The 17,781-nt window shown below is 62.0% G+C and carries 15 protein-coding genes; 10 read left to right on the top strand and 5 right to left on the bottom strand.

The features are described 5' to 3' along the window. Nucleotides 1-76 precede the first annotated feature (76 nt). From FHX14_RS19830 to FHX14_RS19810, 5 genes are all read left to right on the top strand, one after another. Nucleotides 77-1,639, top strand: coding sequence for an amino acid permease (locus FHX14_RS19830; RefSeq protein WP_012558399.1), 1,563 nt, complete (start codon nucleotides 77-79; stop codon nucleotides 1,637-1,639). Nucleotides 1,640-1,785: 146 nt separating this feature from the next. Further along, nucleotides 1,786-3,150 carry a glutamine synthetase family protein gene (locus FHX14_RS19825; protein ID WP_184378259.1) on the top strand — a complete coding sequence of 455 codons (1,365 nt, stop codon included), beginning with the start codon at nucleotides 1,786-1,788 and terminating at the stop codon, nucleotides 3,148-3,150. Nucleotides 3,151-3,358: 208 nt separating this feature from the next. After that, entirely contained in the window at nucleotides 3,359-4,744 is a 1,386-nt protein-coding gene (locus tag FHX14_RS19820; protein WP_184378257.1) for an aldehyde dehydrogenase family protein, read from the top strand. Continuing rightward, nucleotides 4,741-5,892: an iron-containing alcohol dehydrogenase gene (locus FHX14_RS19815; RefSeq protein WP_184378255.1), complete on the top strand. Its 1,152-nt coding sequence runs from the start codon at nucleotides 4,741-4,743 to the stop codon at nucleotides 5,890-5,892. The genes FHX14_RS19820 and FHX14_RS19815 overlap by 4 nt, the downstream gene beginning before the upstream one ends. Nucleotides 5,893-6,120: 228 nt before the next feature. Beyond that, nucleotides 6,121-6,819 (top strand): ParA family protein, encoded by a 699-nt coding sequence (locus tag FHX14_RS19810; RefSeq protein ID WP_184378253.1) that lies wholly within the window; start codon nucleotides 6,121-6,123, stop codon nucleotides 6,817-6,819. A 74-nt stretch (nucleotides 6,820-6,893) separates the two neighbouring features. Here the strand turns inward: FHX14_RS19810 and FHX14_RS19805 are convergent, their stop codons facing one another. Further along, entirely contained in the window at nucleotides 6,894-8,285 is a 1,392-nt protein-coding gene (locus tag FHX14_RS19805) for a L,D-transpeptidase (RefSeq protein WP_184378251.1), read from the bottom strand. Between the two features lie 255 nt (nucleotides 8,286-8,540). On the opposite strand from FHX14_RS19805, the gene FHX14_RS19800 reads away from it, so the two are divergent. From FHX14_RS19800 to FHX14_RS19790, 3 genes are all read left to right on the top strand, one after another. Continuing rightward, on the top strand, nucleotides 8,541-9,380 hold the full coding sequence (locus FHX14_RS19800; protein ID WP_184378249.1) for a DUF4432 family protein: 840 nt from the start codon (nucleotides 8,541-8,543) through the stop codon (nucleotides 9,378-9,380). A 71-nt stretch (nucleotides 9,381-9,451) separates the two neighbouring features. Beyond that, complete coding sequence (locus FHX14_RS19795) at nucleotides 9,452-9,790, top strand: TIGR01244 family sulfur transferase (RefSeq protein WP_184378247.1); 339 nt, start codon at nucleotides 9,452-9,454, stop codon at nucleotides 9,788-9,790. A gap of 73 nt (nucleotides 9,791-9,863) precedes the next feature. Then, nucleotides 9,864-10,208 carry a RidA family protein gene (locus FHX14_RS19790; RefSeq protein ID WP_003580917.1) on the top strand — a complete coding sequence of 115 codons (345 nt, stop codon included), beginning with the start codon at nucleotides 9,864-9,866 and terminating at the stop codon, nucleotides 10,206-10,208. A 50-nt stretch (nucleotides 10,209-10,258) separates the two neighbouring features. Here FHX14_RS19790 and FHX14_RS19785 read toward each other — a convergent pair whose 3' ends face one another. From FHX14_RS19785 to FHX14_RS19770, 4 genes are read right to left on the bottom strand one after another with little or no spacing between them, the layout of a single operon-like run. Then, entirely contained in the window at nucleotides 10,259-11,917 is a 1,659-nt protein-coding gene (locus tag FHX14_RS19785; protein WP_184378245.1) for a thiamine pyrophosphate-binding protein, read from the bottom strand. A 13-nt stretch (nucleotides 11,918-11,930) separates the two neighbouring features. Continuing rightward, a complete protein-coding gene (locus FHX14_RS19780; protein WP_184378243.1) occupies nucleotides 11,931-13,130 on the bottom strand; it encodes a CaiB/BaiF CoA-transferase family protein in 1,200 nt (399 codons plus the stop codon). Between the two features lie 16 nt (nucleotides 13,131-13,146). Beyond that, nucleotides 13,147-14,103 carry a DMT family transporter gene (locus FHX14_RS19775; protein WP_184378241.1) on the bottom strand — a complete coding sequence of 319 codons (957 nt, stop codon included), beginning with the start codon at nucleotides 14,101-14,103 and terminating at the stop codon, nucleotides 13,147-13,149. A gap of 17 nt (nucleotides 14,104-14,120) precedes the next feature. Then, nucleotides 14,121-15,065, bottom strand: coding sequence for an alpha/beta hydrolase (locus FHX14_RS19770; RefSeq protein ID WP_184378239.1), 945 nt, complete (start codon nucleotides 15,063-15,065; stop codon nucleotides 14,121-14,123). A gap of 158 nt (nucleotides 15,066-15,223) precedes the next feature. On the opposite strand from FHX14_RS19770, the gene FHX14_RS19765 reads away from it, so the two are divergent. Next, complete coding sequence (locus FHX14_RS19765) at nucleotides 15,224-15,964, top strand: ribonuclease (protein WP_184378237.1); 741 nt, start codon at nucleotides 15,224-15,226, stop codon at nucleotides 15,962-15,964. Between the two features lie 98 nt (nucleotides 15,965-16,062). Then, nucleotides 16,063-17,712 (top strand): energy-dependent translational throttle protein EttA, encoded by a 1,650-nt coding sequence (gene ettA / locus FHX14_RS19760; RefSeq protein ID WP_184378235.1) that lies wholly within the window; start codon nucleotides 16,063-16,065, stop codon nucleotides 17,710-17,712. The last annotated feature ends 69 nt before the right edge of the window (nucleotides 17,713-17,781 follow it).

Here is a 17,781-nt window from a genome sequence, read left to right as displayed (position 1 = left end):
ACGGCGCAAATGCCGCGGGCAATTTGGCACTGAACCGGCCCGCAATCCCGCGGCCGATCGTGAACAGGGGGAAGTCATGTCGGATTATTCCGAACTGGACAAAAAGCAGGATGTGCACATCCTGCATTCCATGGGTTATGCCCAGGAACTCGAACGACGCATGAGTTCGTTCTCGAACTTCGCCGTCTCATTTTCCATCATCTGCATCCTCTCGGGCGGCATCAATTCACTGGCGCAGGCGACCTCCGGTGCCGGCGGAGCCGCCATCGGCATCGGCTGGCCGGTGGGATGCTTCATCTCACTTGTCTTCGCCGTCGCCATGGCGCAGATCAGCTCCGCCTATCCGACGGCCGGCGGGCTCTATCACTGGGGCTCGATCCTAGGCAACCGCTTCACCGGCTGGCTGACCGCCTGGTTCAACCTGCTCGGTCTCGTCACCGTGCTCGGCGCCATCAATGTCGGCACCTATTATTTCTTCATGGGCACGTTCGGCACGGGCTATCTCGGCCTGACGGACACCATCACGGTGCGGATCGTCTTCCTCGTCATCATCACCGGCGCGCAGGCGCTCGTGAACCATATGGGCATCGGGCTGACCGCAAAGCTGACGGACTTTTCGGGTTACCTGATTTTCGCAACCGCCATCGCGCTTGCGGCGGTGTGCCTGTTGTCGGCTCCGTCCTATGAATTCGGCCGGCTCTTTACCTTCGCCAACTATTCCGGCGAAGCGGGTGGCAGTGTCTGGCCGACGACGTCGGGCAGCTGGGTTTTCCTGCTCGGTCTGCTGCTGCCGATCTACACGATCACCGGCTACGACGCATCGGCGCATACGTCGGAAGAGACGGTTAAAGCCGCCCACTCCGTCCCGCGCGGTATGGTCGCCTCGGTCCTGTGGTCGGCACTGTTCGGCTATATCATGCTGTGCTCTTTCGTGCTGATGCTGCCGAATATGGACGATGCGGCAAAACAGGGCTGGAACGTGTTCTTCTGGGCGATGGACACGCAGGTCAACGCGACCGTGAAGGACATCCTCTACCTGGCGATCCTCGTCAGCCAGTGGCTGTGCGGCCTTGCGACGGTCACCTCCGTTTCCCGCATGATCTTCGCCTTCTCGCGTGACGGCGGCCTGCCGGCATCGAAGGCGCTGTCGAAAGTCAGCCCGCAGTACCGCACACCGGTGGCTGCGATCTGGACCGGCTCGATCCTTTCGGTGCTGTTCGTCTGGTTCACCTCACTCGATATCATGAAAATCGGCGATACGCCGGTCTACACGATCGTCGTTTCATGCACGGTCATCTTCCTCTTCTTCTCCTTCGCGATCCCGATCACGCTCGGCCTCTTCGCCTGGGGCACATCGAAGTGGGACAAGATGGGTCCGTGGAACCTCGGCGAGGGCCTCTTCAAGCTCTTTGCAGTGCTGTCGATCATCGCGATGGTCCTGATCTTCATTCTCGGAATCCAACCGCCGAACGGTGCTGCCCTTTACGTTACCGTCGGCTTCCTCCTGATGACCGCGATCGTCTGGTTCGGTTTCGAAAGCCGGCGCTTCAAGGGACCGCCGATCGGCGCCGAAGTGGCAAAGCGCCAGGCCGAAATCGCGGCAGCCGAAGCGGCGGTTGGCGAAAGCGGCGAAAAGTAAGCATCGAGGCTTCCCTCTCAAATGGCGGGGCCGCTCCTGCGGCCCCATCACCGGTTCAACGAAAAGGCATCAGGCCCAAATCCGGCCGAGCGCATGCGGTTTCGTTGCCCCCGATTTTCTCAATTCCAATGTCAGGCGGATCAATCATGAGCAGCTACACATTCGACGATCTCAAGAAGGATGTTGCCGAAGGGCGCATCGATACGGTTCTGGCCTGCCAGGTGGACATGCAGGGCCGGCTGATGGGCAAGCGTTTCCAGGCGGAATATTTCGTCGAGAGCGCCTGGAAGGAAACGCATAGCTGCAACTATCTGATCGCCACCGACATGGAGATGGAGACGGTCTCCGGCTATAAGGCGACGAGCTGGGAAAAGGGCTACGGCGACTATACGATGAAGCCGGATCTTGCGACGCTGCGCCGCATTCCCTGGCTTGAGGGCACGGCGCTGGTGCTCTGCGACATGCTCGATCATCACACCCATGAGGAGGTCGCCCATTCCCCGCGCGCGATCCTGAAGAAGCAGGTGAAGCGCCTCGAAGACATGGGCATGAAGGCCTATATGGCCTCCGAACTCGAATTCTTCCTGTTCGACCAGAGCTACGAGGCTGCGCATAGCGCGGGCTACCGCAATCTCAAGCTCGCCAGCGCCTATAACGAGGACTATCACATCTTCCAGACCACCAAGGAAGAAGAAGTGATGCGGGCGATCCGCACCGGGCTGCAGGGCGCCGGCATTCCGGTGGAAAACTCCAAGGGCGAGGCTTCGGCCGGTCAGGAGGAGATCAATGTGCGTTATGCCGATGCGCTCGCCATGGCCGACCGGCATGCGATCATCAAGAACGGCTGCAAGGAGATCGCCTGGTCGAAGGGCAAGGCCATCACCTTCCTCGCCAAGTGGAATTACAACGCCGCCGGCAGCTCCTCGCATATTCACCAATCGCTCTGGAGTCTCGAGGAAAAGCCGCTGTTCTTCGATCACACCGGCAAATACGGCATGTCGCCGCTGATGCACAATTACGTTGCCGGACTTCTCGCCCATGCGAGCGAGATCACCTATTTCCTGGCGCCCTACATCAATTCCTACAAGCGCTTCATGGCCGGCACCTTCGCGCCGACCAAGGCGATCTGGAGCAAGGACAACCGCACCGCCGGTTATCGCCTCTGCGGCGAGGAAACCAAGGGTATCCGCATCGAGTGCCGTGTCGGCGGCTCCGACCTCAATCCCTATCTCGCCTTCGCCGCGCTGCTTGCCGCCGGCATCGACGGGATCGAGAACAAACTCGAACTTGAAGCCCCCTTCGTCGGCGACGCCTATGGCGGCAAGGGCGTTCGCGAAATCCCGCGCACGCTGCGCGCGGCGACCACCGAAATGACGGAATCGGCAATGCTGCGCAAAGCGTTCGGCGATGATGTGATCGACCATTATACCCGTGCTGCCGAATGGGAGCAGGAAGAATACGACCGCCGCATCACCGATTGGGAAGTGGCGCGTGGGTTCGAAAGAGCTTAGTACGGGATTGCAGGTAGCTGCCCCTCACCCTAACCCTCTCCCCGTAAAAAACGGGGAGAGGGAACGTGCCAAACGCAATGTCGAGGTTGGAACGGAGAGGTCGCGGCTCGCCCCCTTCTCCCCGCAAGCGGGGAGAAGGTGCCGGCAGGCGGATGAGGGGCTACGGCCCCGAAGAAATTTTTGATCAATACGAGGACGGAAATCGATCATGACAATGATCCAATGCATTTCACCGGTTGACGGGTCGGTCTATGCCGAGCGCGCCGCACTTTCTCTCGATGCCGCCAAGGATGTGGTGGCGCGGGGCCGCAAGGCGCAGAAAGCCTGGGCGAAACAGCCGCTTGAAGAGCGCGTGCAGTTGGTGCTGAAGGGTGCTGCGCGGCTGAACGAAATGTCCGACGTGGTCGTGCCGGAGCTTGCCTGGCAGATGGGCCGGCCGGTCAAGTATGGCGGCGAATACAAGGGCTTCAACGAGCGCTCCAACTATGTCGCCTCGATCGCGGCCGATGCGCTGGCGCCTGTTGTCGTCGAGGAGAGCGATCGTTTCGAACGCCGCATCGAGCGCGAGGCGCATGGCGTCGTCTTCGTCGTGGCCCCGTGGAACTATCCCTATATGACGGCGATCAACACGATCGCGCCGGCGCTGATGGCCGGCAATACGGTGGTGCTGAAACATGCCTCGCAGACGCTGCTGGTCGGCGAGCGGCTGGTACAGGCCTTTATCGAGGCCGGTGTGCCCGAGGACGTGTTCCAGAATGTCTTCCTCGATCATCAGACGACCTCGGCGCTGATTGCCGCCGGCAGCTTCAATTTCGTCAACTTCACCGGATCGGTCGAAGGTGGGCGCTCGATGGAGAGGGCCGCCGCCGGCACCTTCACCGGCCTCGGCCTCGAACTCGGCGGCAAGGATCCGGGTTATGTCATGGAAGACGCCGATCTCGAGGCGGCCGTTGACACGCTGATGGACGGCGCGACCTACAATTCCGGCCAGTGCTGCTGCGGCATCGAGCGCATCTATGTGCACGAATCCCTCTATGACGCCTTCGTCGAAAAGTCGGTCGCCTGGGTGTCGAACTACAAGCTCGGCAACCCACTCGATCCCGAGACTTCGCTCGGACCGATGGCGAACAAGCGCTTCGCCAAGGTGGTGCGCGAGCAGATTGCCGATGCGGTTTCCAAGGGCGCCAAGGCGCTTGTCGACCCGAAACTTTTCCCTCAGGACGACGGCGGCGCCTATCTCGCACCGCAGGTTCTCGTCGATGTCGACCATTCCATGGCCTTCATGCGCGAGGAGACTTTCGGTCCGGCAGTCGGCATTATGAAGGTGAAGAGCGACGAGGAGGCACTCGCCTTGATGAATGACAGCCAGTACGGGCTGACGGCTTCGCTTTGGACCAAAGATGTCGAGCGGGCTGCGCGTCTCGGCCGCGAGATCGAAACCGGCACCGTTTTCATGAACCGCGCGGACTATCTCGATCCGGCGCTCTGCTGGACCGGTGTCAAGGAGACCGGCCGCGGCGGTTCGCTGTCGATCATCGGCTTCCAGAATCTGACGCGCCCGAAATCCTTCCACCTGAAGAAAGTCACAGCATGAGCAGCAACATCACCGCAAACTGGAGCTATCCGACATCGGTCAAGCTCGGCCGGGGCCGGATCAAGGAACTGGCAGACGCCTGCAAGAGCCTCGGCATCAAAAAGCCGCTGCTGGTCACCGACCGCGGCCTCGCCTCGATGGCGATCACCAAGAACGCGCTCGACATCCTCGAAGATGCAGGCCTCGGCCGGGCGATCTTTGCCGATGTCGATCCGAACCCGAACGAGAAGAACCTCGAGGCCGGCGTCAGGGCTTTCAAGGATGGCGGCCATGACGGCGTCGTCGCCTTCGGCGGCGGCTCCGGTCTCGATCTCGGCAAATGCGTCGCCTTCATGGCCGGCCAAACCCGGCCTGTCTGGGATTTCGAGGATATCGGCGACTGGTGGACGCGCGCAAGCCTCGAGGGCATTGCCCCGATCGTCGCCGTGCCGACGACAGCGGGTACCGGCTCGGAAGTCGGCCGCGCCAGCGTCATCACCAATTCGCAAACGCATGTGAAGAAGATCATCTTCCATCCGAAGTTCCTGCCTGGTGTCGTCATCTCCGATCCGGAACTGACCGTCGGCATGCCGAAGATCATGACTGCCGGCACCGGCATGGATGCCTTTGCCCATTGCTTGGAGGCCTATTCCTCACCCTTCTATCACCCGATGTCGGCCGGCATCGCGCTCGAAGGCATGCGGCTCGTCAAGGAATTCCTGCCGCGCGCCTATCGGGAAGGCACCGATCTCGAAGCCCGCGCCAACATGATGTCCGCCGCCGCCATGGGCGCGGTCGCCTTCCAGAAGGGGCTCGGCGCCATCCATGCGCTGTCGCACCCGATCGGCGCCGTTTACAACACCCATCATGGCATGACCAACGCGGTTGTCATGCCGGCGGTGCTGCGGTTCAACCGCAAAGTGATCGAAGAGAAGATCGGCCGGGCGGCCGCCTATCTCGGCATTTCGGGCGGTTTCGACGGTTTCTACGACTATGTGCTGAAGCTTCGCTCCGACCTCGGCGTGCCAGAGACGCTAACGGCGATGGGAATCGCTGCCGACCGTATCGACGAATTGTCGGCGATGGCGATCGAAGATCCGAGTGCGGGCGGCAACCCGGTTGCGATGACGCTCGAGAACACCAAGGCGCTGTTCAGGGATTGTTTCTGAGTATTTGGGGGTGGACCTGCAGAGCGGCCCGGAAAGCCTTGCTTTCCGGGCTTCCTTTATTTTAGCGCATCCCCAATTTTAGGGATGTGAAAAATACCGGCTGCAATTTCGGCGCGCGTGTTTGGAATTTGTTAACCATGATTAGAAAGGATGGATTAACCGCACGATGCTCCGATGGTGCGTAAAAGAGCGATTCCGGCTCGCACCATTTCCTTCCGAGGACTGAACATGCCTGTCATCACATTCGCAAATACCAAGGGCGGCGCCGGCAAGACGACTGCTGTTCTCCTGCTCGCCACCGAGCTTGCCCGCAAGGGTTTTCGCGTCACCATTCTCGACGCCGATCCGCAGCACTGGATTTCGCGCTGGCACGAGATCTCAGGCCATGTGCCCAATATTTCGGTGATCGATTTCGTCACCACCGCCTCGCTGCCGCTGCACATCAGTGAGAACAAGCACAATACCGACTATTTCATCGTCGACCTGCCAGGTGCGCGCAATCCGCTGCTTGCCACCGCCGTCGGCCTTTCCGACCATGTGCTGATCCCGATCCAGGGCTGTGCGATGGATGCGCGCGGCGGCGCGCAGGTGCTCGAACTGCTGCAGTATCTGGACGAGAAGGCGGGTATCAAGATCGGTCATTCGGTGGTGCTGACCCGCGTCAACTCCATGGTCACGACCCGGGCGCTGCAACTCGTCAAATCACTGCTCAGCGAACGGCATGTGCCGGTGCTGGACACGGCGATCATCGAACGCTCCGCCTTCCGCGACATCTTCGACTGTGGCGGCACGTTGCACACGCTCGATCCCGCCCGCGTCAGCAATCTCGACAAGGCGCGAGAAAACGCCACCTGTTTTGCCGAAGAGATAATGAGCAAGCTGCCGGCCCGGCTGACGGCGTCGCCCCGTATGGCAACGGCGGCCTGAACATCCCCCCGTATGAAACGAAAAGGCCGCCGGAGCGATCCGGCGGCCTTTTCCGTGTCGTTGTCACGCTGGCTTCAATCGACGAATTCGACCGTCACTCCAGGCTTGACCATCTTGGCAAGCTCGGTTGCGTCCCAATTGGTCAGGCGGATGCAGCCGTGGCTTTGGGTGCGGCCGATCTTGGAAGGTTCTGGCGTGCCGTGGATGCCGTAGGTCGGCTTGGAGAGCGCCATCCAGACGGTACCGACCGGGCCGTTCGGGCCGGGCGGAATGTTGAGGATCTTGTCGTTGGCGCCCTGCTGGAAATTGATCTTCGGATTATAGGTGTAACCGGGATTGAAGGCGACGCGCTCGACCGTCACGATGCCCGACGGGGAGGGTGTGTCGGTGGAGCCGATCGATGCCGGATAGGCGGCAATGAGATTGCCGGCGCTATCATAGGCAAAGACCTGCTTGCGGCCCTTGTCGGCGATGATACGGGCAACCTCGCCGCTCTTCGGCTCGCCGGGATTGACGACCTTGATGACAGTGCCGGCAACGGTGAAATCAGCGCCGGGGTTCATTTCCTTCAGGAAGGCCTCGTCCATGTGGAAGCGCTCGGCCAGCATTTCGGTGGTCGATGTATAGGCAAGCGACGGCAGCAGCGCCTTGTGCGAATAGTCTTCCGGGATCTCTGCGACGTAGGGGCCGGCGGCATCGGCCGGCGTAATCGTGTAGCTGACGACCGGCAGGCCGCCGTTCATGCGCAGCTCTTCCAGAATGGCGTCGGTGTCGTTCGGGTCGAGTTTGGAGCCGGTCATCTGGTCATAGGCATAGACCGACTTGGTGACGTTCGAGCCCATATGGCCGTCGATGACACCGGGCGAGATGCCGGCGCGATCAAGGAAGACCTGCAGCGCGACGATCTCCGGCTTCGACTTGTTCTTCAGCGTGATGACGGGTTCATCCGGCGCGGCCTTCGGCGCGTCGGCGGGCGGAATCTGCTGGTCGGGATCGATCGAGGCATAATCATCGCCGGACTGCGGATTGCCGATACTGTTATCCTGGGGATAGGGCTGCTCGCCGAGCGGCTGGCGTTCGATCGCCGCGTCGCGCGGGATGCCGCCGGTGACCGCACCGCGCTCGGAGTATCGCGTGTCGCCATCGTCGGCGTAATAGGGATCGTTGCCGTTCTGGTCGGAATAGACGTCGCGCGGGCCGGGCCGCGGCGGATAGTAGCCGCGGGCGCGCATCTCGGTGGCGACGACATTGCCGTAGTCGTCGATCAGCACGCGGTTGCCGCTGCGGTCGCGGGCGTAAATATAGCCGCGCGGGACATAGTCGAGGATTTCGCCGCTCGGGGTGACGAGCACGACATCGCTCTGGCGGCGGTCACGGAACTGCTGCGCGCCAGCCTCCGGTGCTGCAGCCGCAATGGCTGCCAGCACGGCCGCAAGCGAAAATGCCGACTTTAAAAAACGATTCACGTCTCACACCTCGAACAGTGACTAGGCCGACACACACCTGCGAATTTTGACGCTAGTGTGGAATTTATGAAACCGTGCTGAACAAAATATGAAAATCACTAAGATTTCCTTTTACGCATAAACGTTTGCGTCTCCGTGTCAGTTCCGCAAAATCCATGGTTGCGGCAAAAGCGCAAGAGAGGAAAAGGGTTCGATTGACGAAAGACAGCGCAAAATCTAACGCTACTCGGCCGATAAGCCCCTGAGGAGACTGCGATGATCGAATTTGCCGCTGCAAGCGGGCCGCGCCTGATGCTCGATGAAACATCGGTGCTGGATATCGGCGGCTGCATCGTCGAAGGCGTCGATATCGCGCCGAAGCGCGCCATTCCCGACGATGGCGATCCGCGAATCGATCACTCGCTCGAAGGCTTCCTGTTCACCTGCGGACCGGATCATATCCGCCACCGCCAGCCGATCGCCGGTAGCGCCGAGGGCAAGGTCTATCCGCTGCACGGATCGGCCTCCGGCCATCCAGCCAAGGTGCTGTGGACGAAGTTCAAGAACGGCAATGCCGAATGCCGCGCCGATATCGACATCGTGACCGTCGAGGGTCTGCCGCAGCGCATCGAGCGGCTGTGGCGGATCGACGGGGAAACCGGCGAAGTGCTGCTCGAGGACCGGGTCGTCAACACCAGCGACCAGACGGTGCCGACCTTCCTAATGTATCACATGAACACCGGGGCCAAATGGCTGGACGAGGGCACGCGGCTCGAGGGCCGGATGCTTGAGAAAGGCGGTTTCCCCTGGACATTCGGCGAGGAGCCGGGCGGTATCTTCTGCGTGCCGGCGCCGGCAACGGAGCAGGGCTTTGCCGAGGTTCGGCTCGGGCCCATCGCCGCGATCGGCGGCAGGACGCTCCGCGTGCGCTTCCGCGCCGACACGCTGCCTTATCTGCAGGTCTGGCGAAACCAGAAGGCGCCGGCCCATATCATCGGCATCGAGCCGGTTTCGCATCGCTGGGTCACGCGTGACGAGCTTCAGGCGGCCGGCGAGTTCAACATGCTGGCATCAGGCGAGAGCCGCAGCTATGGGCTGAGCTTTGCCTTCCTGTGAGCGAAGTGTTGTTGACGCTTGCCAAGCTGCGTCGTAGACCTTCAGCCCACCATTTTTGAGGAGACAGGACGATGGATATTCGCCAGATCGACGATGAATATTCGGTTTCGGGTCAGATCACGCCCGAGGACCTCGATGAGATCAAGGCGCTGGGGTTCAAGTCGATCGTCTGCCACCGCCCCGACCATGAAAGCCCCGACCAGACGTTGTTCTCCGTCATCGAGGCGCGCGCTAGGGAACTCGGTCTCGAGATCAGCCATGTGCCTGTCGGCCCGATGGGCGTGACCGAGGAAGCCGTGCAGGGTATGGTCGATGCGCTCGACGAATTCCCGCGGCCGATGCTCGGCTATTGCCGCTCCGGCGCCCGCTCGACGGCGATCTACCAGAAGACCCACCATATCCGCAGCTAGGCCGGTTCCGGCTGCCGATTTTCCGGCGCTGCATCGCAGCGCCGCCACCTTCCCATTCACTCAGGAGACTATGATGAGCATTAAGCGTATCGACGTCGGCGCACGCATGAGCGGCGCCGTCATTCACGGCAACACGGTTTATCTCGCAGGCCAGGTCGGCGAGGGCGAAAGCGTCACCGATCAGTGCAAGTCCTCGCTTGCCGAAGTCGACCGCCTGCTGGCTGCATCCGGCAGCAACAAGTCGAAGATCCTGCAGACGATCGTCTATCTCTCCGACATCGCTTATTTCGCCGAGATGAACGCCGCCTGGGAAGCCTGGATCGATCCGGCCAATCCGCCGGCCCGCGCCACCAGCGAAGCCAAGCTCGCAGCGCCGAAATACAAGGTTGAGTTCATCGTCACGGCCGCGATCGACTGATCGTCGCCGCAGCATTGCATCAAAGCCGGTAAATCCGCGAACTCACGGACTTACCGGCTTTTTGTTTGCGCGATTTCCGAGAGCGTGCGGGTCGGCGTGATCGCCTCGGGATCGAGTTTGACTTCGATGATTGCCGGCTTGCCGCTTGCACGGGCCCGCTCGAAGGCGGGGGCGAATTCTTCCGTGCTTTCCGCCGTCTCGCCATGGCCGCCATAGGCGCGGGCAAGGGCTGCGAAGTCGGGATTGGTGAGATCGGTGCTGCTGACGCGGCCGGGATATTCGCGCTCCTGATGCATGCGGATCGTGCCGTAGATGCCGTTGTTGACGACGACCGATATGATCGGCAGGCCGTAGCGGATGGCGGTGGCGAATTCCTGGCCGTGCATCAGGAAACAGCCGTCGCCGGCAAAGCAGATGACCTCGCGCTCCGGGAAGAGCCGCTTGGCGGCGACGGCGGCCGGCAGGCCGTAGCCCATCGAGCCTGAGGTGGGCGCGGCCTGGGTGTTGAAGCGGCGGAAACGATGGAAGCGGTGCAGCCAGGTGGCGTAGTTGCCGGCGCCGTTGGTAAAGATCGTCTCCGGCCCGGTATTGGCTTCCAGCCAATCCATGATCGGCCCCATATGGACGGCGCCCGGACCTGTTGCCGGCGGCTTCGACCAGGTGAGATAGGACTGATGCATGCGCTGCGTGCGCTCCGCCCAATGCGGCTCGGCCGGCGCTTCCAGATCGGCAAGTGCAGCGACGAAGTCGGCAGGTGCGGCGCAGATCGCGAGATCCGGGCGGTAGATACGCCCGAGTTCGGATGCATCGGGATAGACGTGAACCAGCGATTGCTGGGGGTAGGGGATATCGATCAGCGTATAGGACGAAGACGGCATTTCCGACATGCGGGCGCCGAGCAGGATCAGCAGATCACTCTCCTTGATCTCCTTTGCCAGCGCCGGATTGATGCCGATGCCGACATCGCCGGCATAAGAGGGATGGAGATGATCGAACAGCATCTGCCGGCGGAAGGAGCAGCCGACCGGCAATTGGAAACGCTCGGCGAAGATTGCAAAATCGGCGACGGCATCGGCATCCCAGCGCGTGCCGCCGAGGATCACCATCGGCCGCTCGGCTTTGAGCAATCGTATATAGAAATCGTCGATCTGCCGGCGGCCGGGATGCGCCTCGACGCTGACGTAATGCTTGGCGCGAGGCGCTTCGACCTCGTCGCGCAGCATATCCTCCGGCAGCGTCAGCACCACGGGGCCGGGACGGCCGGAGGTTGCGACGGCAAAGGCGCGGGTGACGAACTCGGGAATGCGGGCGGCATCGTCGATCTCGCCCACCCATTTGGCGAATTCGGTGAAGGCGCGGCGGAATTCGACCTCTTGGAAGGCCTCGCGCTCTCGGGCTTCGCGCTGCACCTGGCCGATGAAGAGGATCATCGGGATCGAATCCTGTTTGGCGATATGCAGACCGGCGGAGGCGTTGGTGGCGCCGGGGCCGCGGGTGACCATGCAGATGCCTGGTTCGCCGGTCAGCCGGCCCCAGCAATCCGCCATCATCGCCGCGCCGCCCTCCTGGCGGCAGACGATCACATCGATATCGCTGTCGCGCAGCGCGTCGAGGACGGCGAGGAAACTCTCGCCGGGCACGCAGGAGAGACGCTTGACGCCGTTCGCCTTCAGCGCCTCGACGATGAGTTGCCCGCCCGTTCTTTTCATGACAATACCTTCTTCATGACGATGCCTTCCTCTCGCGCTCGGCGAGTTCCGCCAGAATTTCTTCGGTGTGTTCGCCGAGACGCGGGCTCGGCCTGCTGTAAGACAACGGCGTTTCCGACAGCACCACCGGCGTCCTGACCCCCGGTATGACGGTACCGGCGGCATCGGCAAGGTCGATGCGCAGGCCGCGAGCTTCTACCTGCGGATCGGCGAACATTTCCTCGATCGTATTGATCGGGCCGGCGGGAACCCCGTTCGCCTCGCAGGCCTTCAACAGATCCGCCTTCTGCCATTTCAGCGTCTCGGTGGAGATGAGACGGCGTAGTTCGCCGCGGTTGGCGACGCGGGCCTTGTTGGTGGCGAAACGCTCGTCGCCGGCAATCGTCTCCAGGCCGAGGATGGTGCAGAGGCGGCGGAATTGGCCGTCATTGCCGACCGCGAGGATGAGATAACCGTCCGCCGCCGGTACGACCTCATAGGGCGAGATATTCGGATGGGCATTGCCGAGACGGGTGGGTGCCGTGCCGGAGACTAGATAATTCATGTTCTGATTGGCGAGCACGGCCGATTGCACGTCGAGCAGGGCCATGTCGACGAGCTGGCCTTCGCCTGACTTCAGCGCGTGGATCAGAGCGGCTTCGATTGCCGAGACGGCATAGATGCCGGTGAAGATATCGGCGATGGCGACGCCGGCCTTCATCGGCTGGCCGTCCGGCTCGCCGGTGATCGACATGAAGCCTGACATGCCCTGGACGATGTAATCATAGCCGGCGAGGGCGGCATAGGGGCCGGTCTGGCCGAAGCCGGTGATCGAGCAATAGACGAGCTTGGGGTTCACCTTGCGCAGGCTGTCGTAATCGAGGCCGTATTTGACGAGGCCGCCGAGCTTGAAGTTCTCGATCACCACATCGGCTGACGCAACCAGGCGGCGGACGAGATCCTGGCCTTCAGGGCTCTTCAGATCGGCGGTGACGGAGCGTTTGCCGCGATTGGCGGCGTGGTAATAGGCGGCCGAGAGATTTTCGCCATCGGCACCTTCGACGAAGGGCGGCCCCCATTGGCGGGTATCGTCGCCGCCGTCGGGGTTTTCGACCTTGATGACGTCGGCGCCGAGATCGGCAAGCATCTGTCCAGCCCAGGGGCCGGCCAGCACGCGGGCCAGCTCGATCACCCGGATGCCGGCAAGCGGCGGCTTTTTCGTGGTCTGCGTCATATTCCCTCGTCGGTCTTTACGGCGCCAGCGTCGCCTCAGATGTATCGGATACGGGCTTTGAAGCAAAGCGGCGCTCGCGCCAGAGGATGTACAAGCCCGATGCCATGATGATGGCGATGCCGAGCCATTTGACCGCATCCGGAAAGTCGCCGAAAACCAGCCAGGCGAAGATCGTCGCCGAGACGATTTCGAAATATTGCAGCGGCGCCAGCGTCGAGGCCGGTGCGGCGCGAAAGGCATAGACGCCGAAGATGCCCGCAATTGCGGCCATGGCGCCGACGCCGGCGACGTAGAACCAGGCACTGCCTTCGGGCATGACGGGATCGAAGAGATCGGAGCCGCTTCCATTGCCGATAAAAAGCAGGATGGCGCAGAAGATGAGGCCCCAGATGCCCATCTGGAACTGCATCGCCCAGGGATCTTCCCGGTGCGAGAGGACGCGGGTCATCAGCACGAAGATCGCGATGCAAAGCGCGCTGAGGACGGGCAGGAGGGCGATATAGCCGACCTCCTGGAAACTCGGCTGGATGATCAGCATCGCCCCGAAGAAGCCGACGCCGCAGGCGGTATAACGCCGCCAGCCGATCGTCTCCTTCAGGAAAATGCCGCCGAGGATCGTCACCATGATCGGCTCGACGAAGAAGATCGCAATCGCGTCGGCGACCGCCATGTATTTCAGCGTGGTGACGAAAGAGATCATCGAGACGGTGATGATTAACCCGCGGATGGCGTGGAACAGGCTCTGGCGCCAGGAGAAATCGGCAAAGCTGCGCCGCCATATGACGATCGGCAGCATGCACAGCGCCTGCACGAAGAAGCGGCCGGCGGTGACCTCGGCGGAGGGGATGGTGACGACGGCAAGCTTGGCGAAAATATCGATGAGCGGCGAGAACATCACCGAAAGAAACATCAGCGCAAGCCCCGTCGTCACCTCGGAGGCTGAGGAAACGGGGCGGGCGGAGGTGCTGCTCATGACGGAATCTCTCTGGTTCAGGATTTTGCCGTTTGGAATCTGGCGACGGCCTCGTCGCACCAGTCCGCGAAGGCGGCGGTTGCAGCATCCGCACCGATCTCGTTCAGCGTTTCGTGCCGCATGTCCTGATATATCTCAGTGCTGATACGAGAGAAGCCGCTGGCTTTCAAATGGTTTGACAGCCAGAGCACGGCTTTTCCGCGCTCCGTCGCCGGGTCTTCTCCGCCACCGACAAGATGGATCGGCATGTCGCGCGGCAGCCGATCCAGTTGGAGCTTCTGCGGCGCGCGAAACGTCAGTTCGAAGAGATCGAGCCAGAGCGAGACCGAGGCATCGAAGCCGCAGAGCGGATCGGCGATATATTTGTCGACTTCACCGGGAAGGCGCGACAGCCAGTCGAACGCGGTGCGGCGGCCGGCAATCGATTTTCCCCAGGCGGCGAAGGTGAGCTTCGGCAACAGGCCGCTCGGCACGTCGGAGCCCTTCAGCATGCGTTCGGCAAGCAGGATCGCCTGGGCGGCGCGGCCGGCAAGGCCGACGGCGAAATTCGAATTCCAGACGGCAACAGCGTCGAAATCGGCCGGTGCCGTGACGGCGGCATTGAGGGCGATCAGGCCTCCCATCGAATGGCCGAAGAGGATTACCGGCAGGCCGGGATGGCGCGTGGCCGCGTGGGCGCGCATGGCACGGACGTCGCCGATCACCCTGTCGACGCCGCCGCGGCAGGCGAAGCGGCCGATCGGCGCGTCGGGCGCCGACGTCTCGCCGTGGCCGCGATGATCATGGGCATAGACATGATAGCCGCGCGCCGCCATCGCCTCGGCAAAGCCGCGATAGCGTTTCGAATGTTCGGCGAGACCGTGCGATATCAACAGGATGCCGCGTGCCGGGCCGGCGGCCTCGGCATGGTGATAGGCGAGCGACGCCCCCGTCGAAGCGAGCCTTTGCGTTTCAGAAAACATCTCGATCCTCCTTCCGGCAACAGACCAGATCACCGCCCAAAAGCAACATCGGTTCCAGGTTTATCCGATAACAAATTGCGTGTCCGCTGCGATTCAGGGTTGCGGGCTTTCGATCTTCGTGCTTATTTGTTCCTGTATTGTTCTTTTTGGGGGTTGAAATGAGCAGCATGCAGTTGCGTACCTTGACGTTCGCCGTATCGATGGTTCTTGCAGGCGCCGCCGTGGCGCAGGAGGCTGGCGGGCGCACCCGTTTTATTCTTTCGGCGAGTTGGCAGCCGGCCTTTTGCCAGACGAACCAGAAGAAGGCCGAATGCGCAAGCCAGACCGGTGAGCGCGCCGATGCGACGAATTTTTCGCTGCACGGGCTTTGGCCGATGCGTCAGAACTATTGCGATGTCAGTGCCGAGCAGAAGGCGGCCGACAAGGACGGCAAGTGGGACACATTGCCGGCGGTCACGCTGTCGGCCGAGACGCAAGCCGCGCTGGCAAAGGCGATGCCCGGCACACAATCCGGCCTGGAACGGCATGAATGGGTAAAGCACGGCACCTGCACGAAAATGAGCGCCGAAGATTATTTCGGCGTCGGCGTGCATCTCGTCGGCGCGCTCAATAGCTCGGCCGTGCGTGATCTCTTCGCCGCCAATATCGGCAAGCCGGTCAAGGCCGAGGCGATCAAGGAAGCTTTCGACAAGAGCTTCGGGCCGGGCGCCGGCGACCGCGTCAAGATGAGCTGCCGGCGGGCCGGCAAGGTCAAGATGATCAGCGGGTTGACCATCGGGCTTTCGGAAGCCGCCGGGGCGGCGTCGGCGAAGAGCACCGGGCTTGGCGATCTGATCCAGGGCGCGGGAAAAACGACGTTCGGATGCGACGAGGGCGTCGTCGACGCTGCGGGCTTCTGACCGGAAATCCTGCGTAAACCGGGTTTCGGCGTTGCCCGCAGGCGCTGTTTCGCCTACATAGCGGCACAATCGAAGTTTCCCGCCCGGAGCAGCGCAGCATGGCACGTCAGTTCATCTATCATATGTCCGGCCTCAACAAGGCCTACGGCAACAAGAAGATCTTGGAGAACATCCACCTTTCCTTCTACCCGGATGCCAAGATCGGTATTCTCGGGCCGAACGGCGCCGGTAAATCCACTGTGCTGCGCATCATCGCCGGCCAGGACAAGGAATATACCGGCGAAGCCTGGCTCGCCGAAGGAGCGACGGTCGGCTACCTCGAGCAGGAGCCGCACATCGATCCCAACAAGACGGTGTTCGAAAACGTCATGGAAGGCGTTGCCTCGAAGACGGCCGTGCTCGAGCGCTACAATGAACTGATGATGAACTACTCCGACGAGACGGCGGAAGAGGGAGCCAAGCTTCAGGACATCATCGACAGCCAGAACCTCTGGGATCTGGAAAGCCAGGTCGAGATGGCGATGGAAGCCTTGCGCTGCCCGCCGCGCGACGCCGATGTCACCAGCCTGTCCGGCGGCGAGCGTCGCCGTATCGCGCTCTGCCGGCTGCTGCTGTCGCAGCCGGACCTGCTGCTGCTCGACGAACCGACCAACCACCTGGACGCCGAGACGATCGCCTGGCTCGAAAAGCATCTGCGCGATTATCCGGGCGCCGTGATGATGATCACCCACGATCGCTACTTCCTGGACAACGTGACCGGCTGGATCCTCGAACTCGACCGCGGCCGCGGCATTCCCTACGAAGGCAATTACTCGGCCTACCTGCTCGCCAAGGCCAAGCGCATGCAGCAGGAAAACCGGGAAGAGGCCGGCCGCCAGAAGGCGATCAGCCGCGAACAGGAATGGATCGCCTCCAGCCCGAAGGCTCGTCAGGCCAAGTCCAAGGCGCGTATCAAGTCCTATGAACAGCTGGTGGAGGCGGCCGAAAAGCAGCGTCCCGGCGACGCGCAGATCATCATCCCGGTCAGCGAGCGCTTGGGACAGGTGGTCATCGAGATGGAAGGCATCACCAAGGGCTTCGAGGGCCGCACGTTGATCAACGACCTGTCGATCAAGCTGCCGCCGGGCGGCATCGTCGGCATTATCGGCCCGAACGGCGCCGGCAAGACGACGCTGTTCCGCATGATCACCGGCCAGGAAAAGCCGGACGCCGGATCGGTCCGCATCGGTGAGACGGTCCATCTCGGTTATGTCGACCAGAGCCGCGATGCGCTTGACGGCAGCAAGACCGTCTGGGAGGAAATCTCGGGCGGCGCCGAAGTCATCAAGCTCGGCAAGTTCGATATGAACTCGAGAGCCTATTGCGGCGCCTTCAACTTCAAGGGCGGCGATCAGCAGCAGAAGGTCGGCAATCTCTCGGGCGGCCAGCGCAACCGCGTTCACCTTGCCAAGATGCTGAAGGCCGGCGGCAACGTGCTGCTGCTCGACGAACCGACCAACGACCTCGATACGGAAACCCTCGGTGCACTGGAAAGCGCGCTTGAGGCGTTTGCCGGATGCGCCATCATCATCAGCCACGATCGCATGTTCCTCGACCGTCTGGCGACGCACATCCTGGCCTTCGAAGGCGAAGGTCATGTCGAATGGTTCGAAGGCAACTTCGAGGATTATGAGCAGGACAAGGTGCGCCGTCTTGGTCCCGATGCCCTCAATCCGGGCAGCCAGGCTCATAAGCGCCTGACGCGCTGATCGCAGCCATTTTTGCAGTCACGAAGCCCCGGTTTCCACCGGGGCTTTTTCACGCCTGGCCTGTCGCAA

The organism is Rhizobium sp. BK619 (genome assembly GCF_014195245.1).
GTDB lineage: Bacteria > Pseudomonadota > Alphaproteobacteria > Rhizobiales > Rhizobiaceae > Rhizobium > Rhizobium acidisoli.
This window is presented reverse-complemented; position numbering and strand designations above follow the sequence as displayed.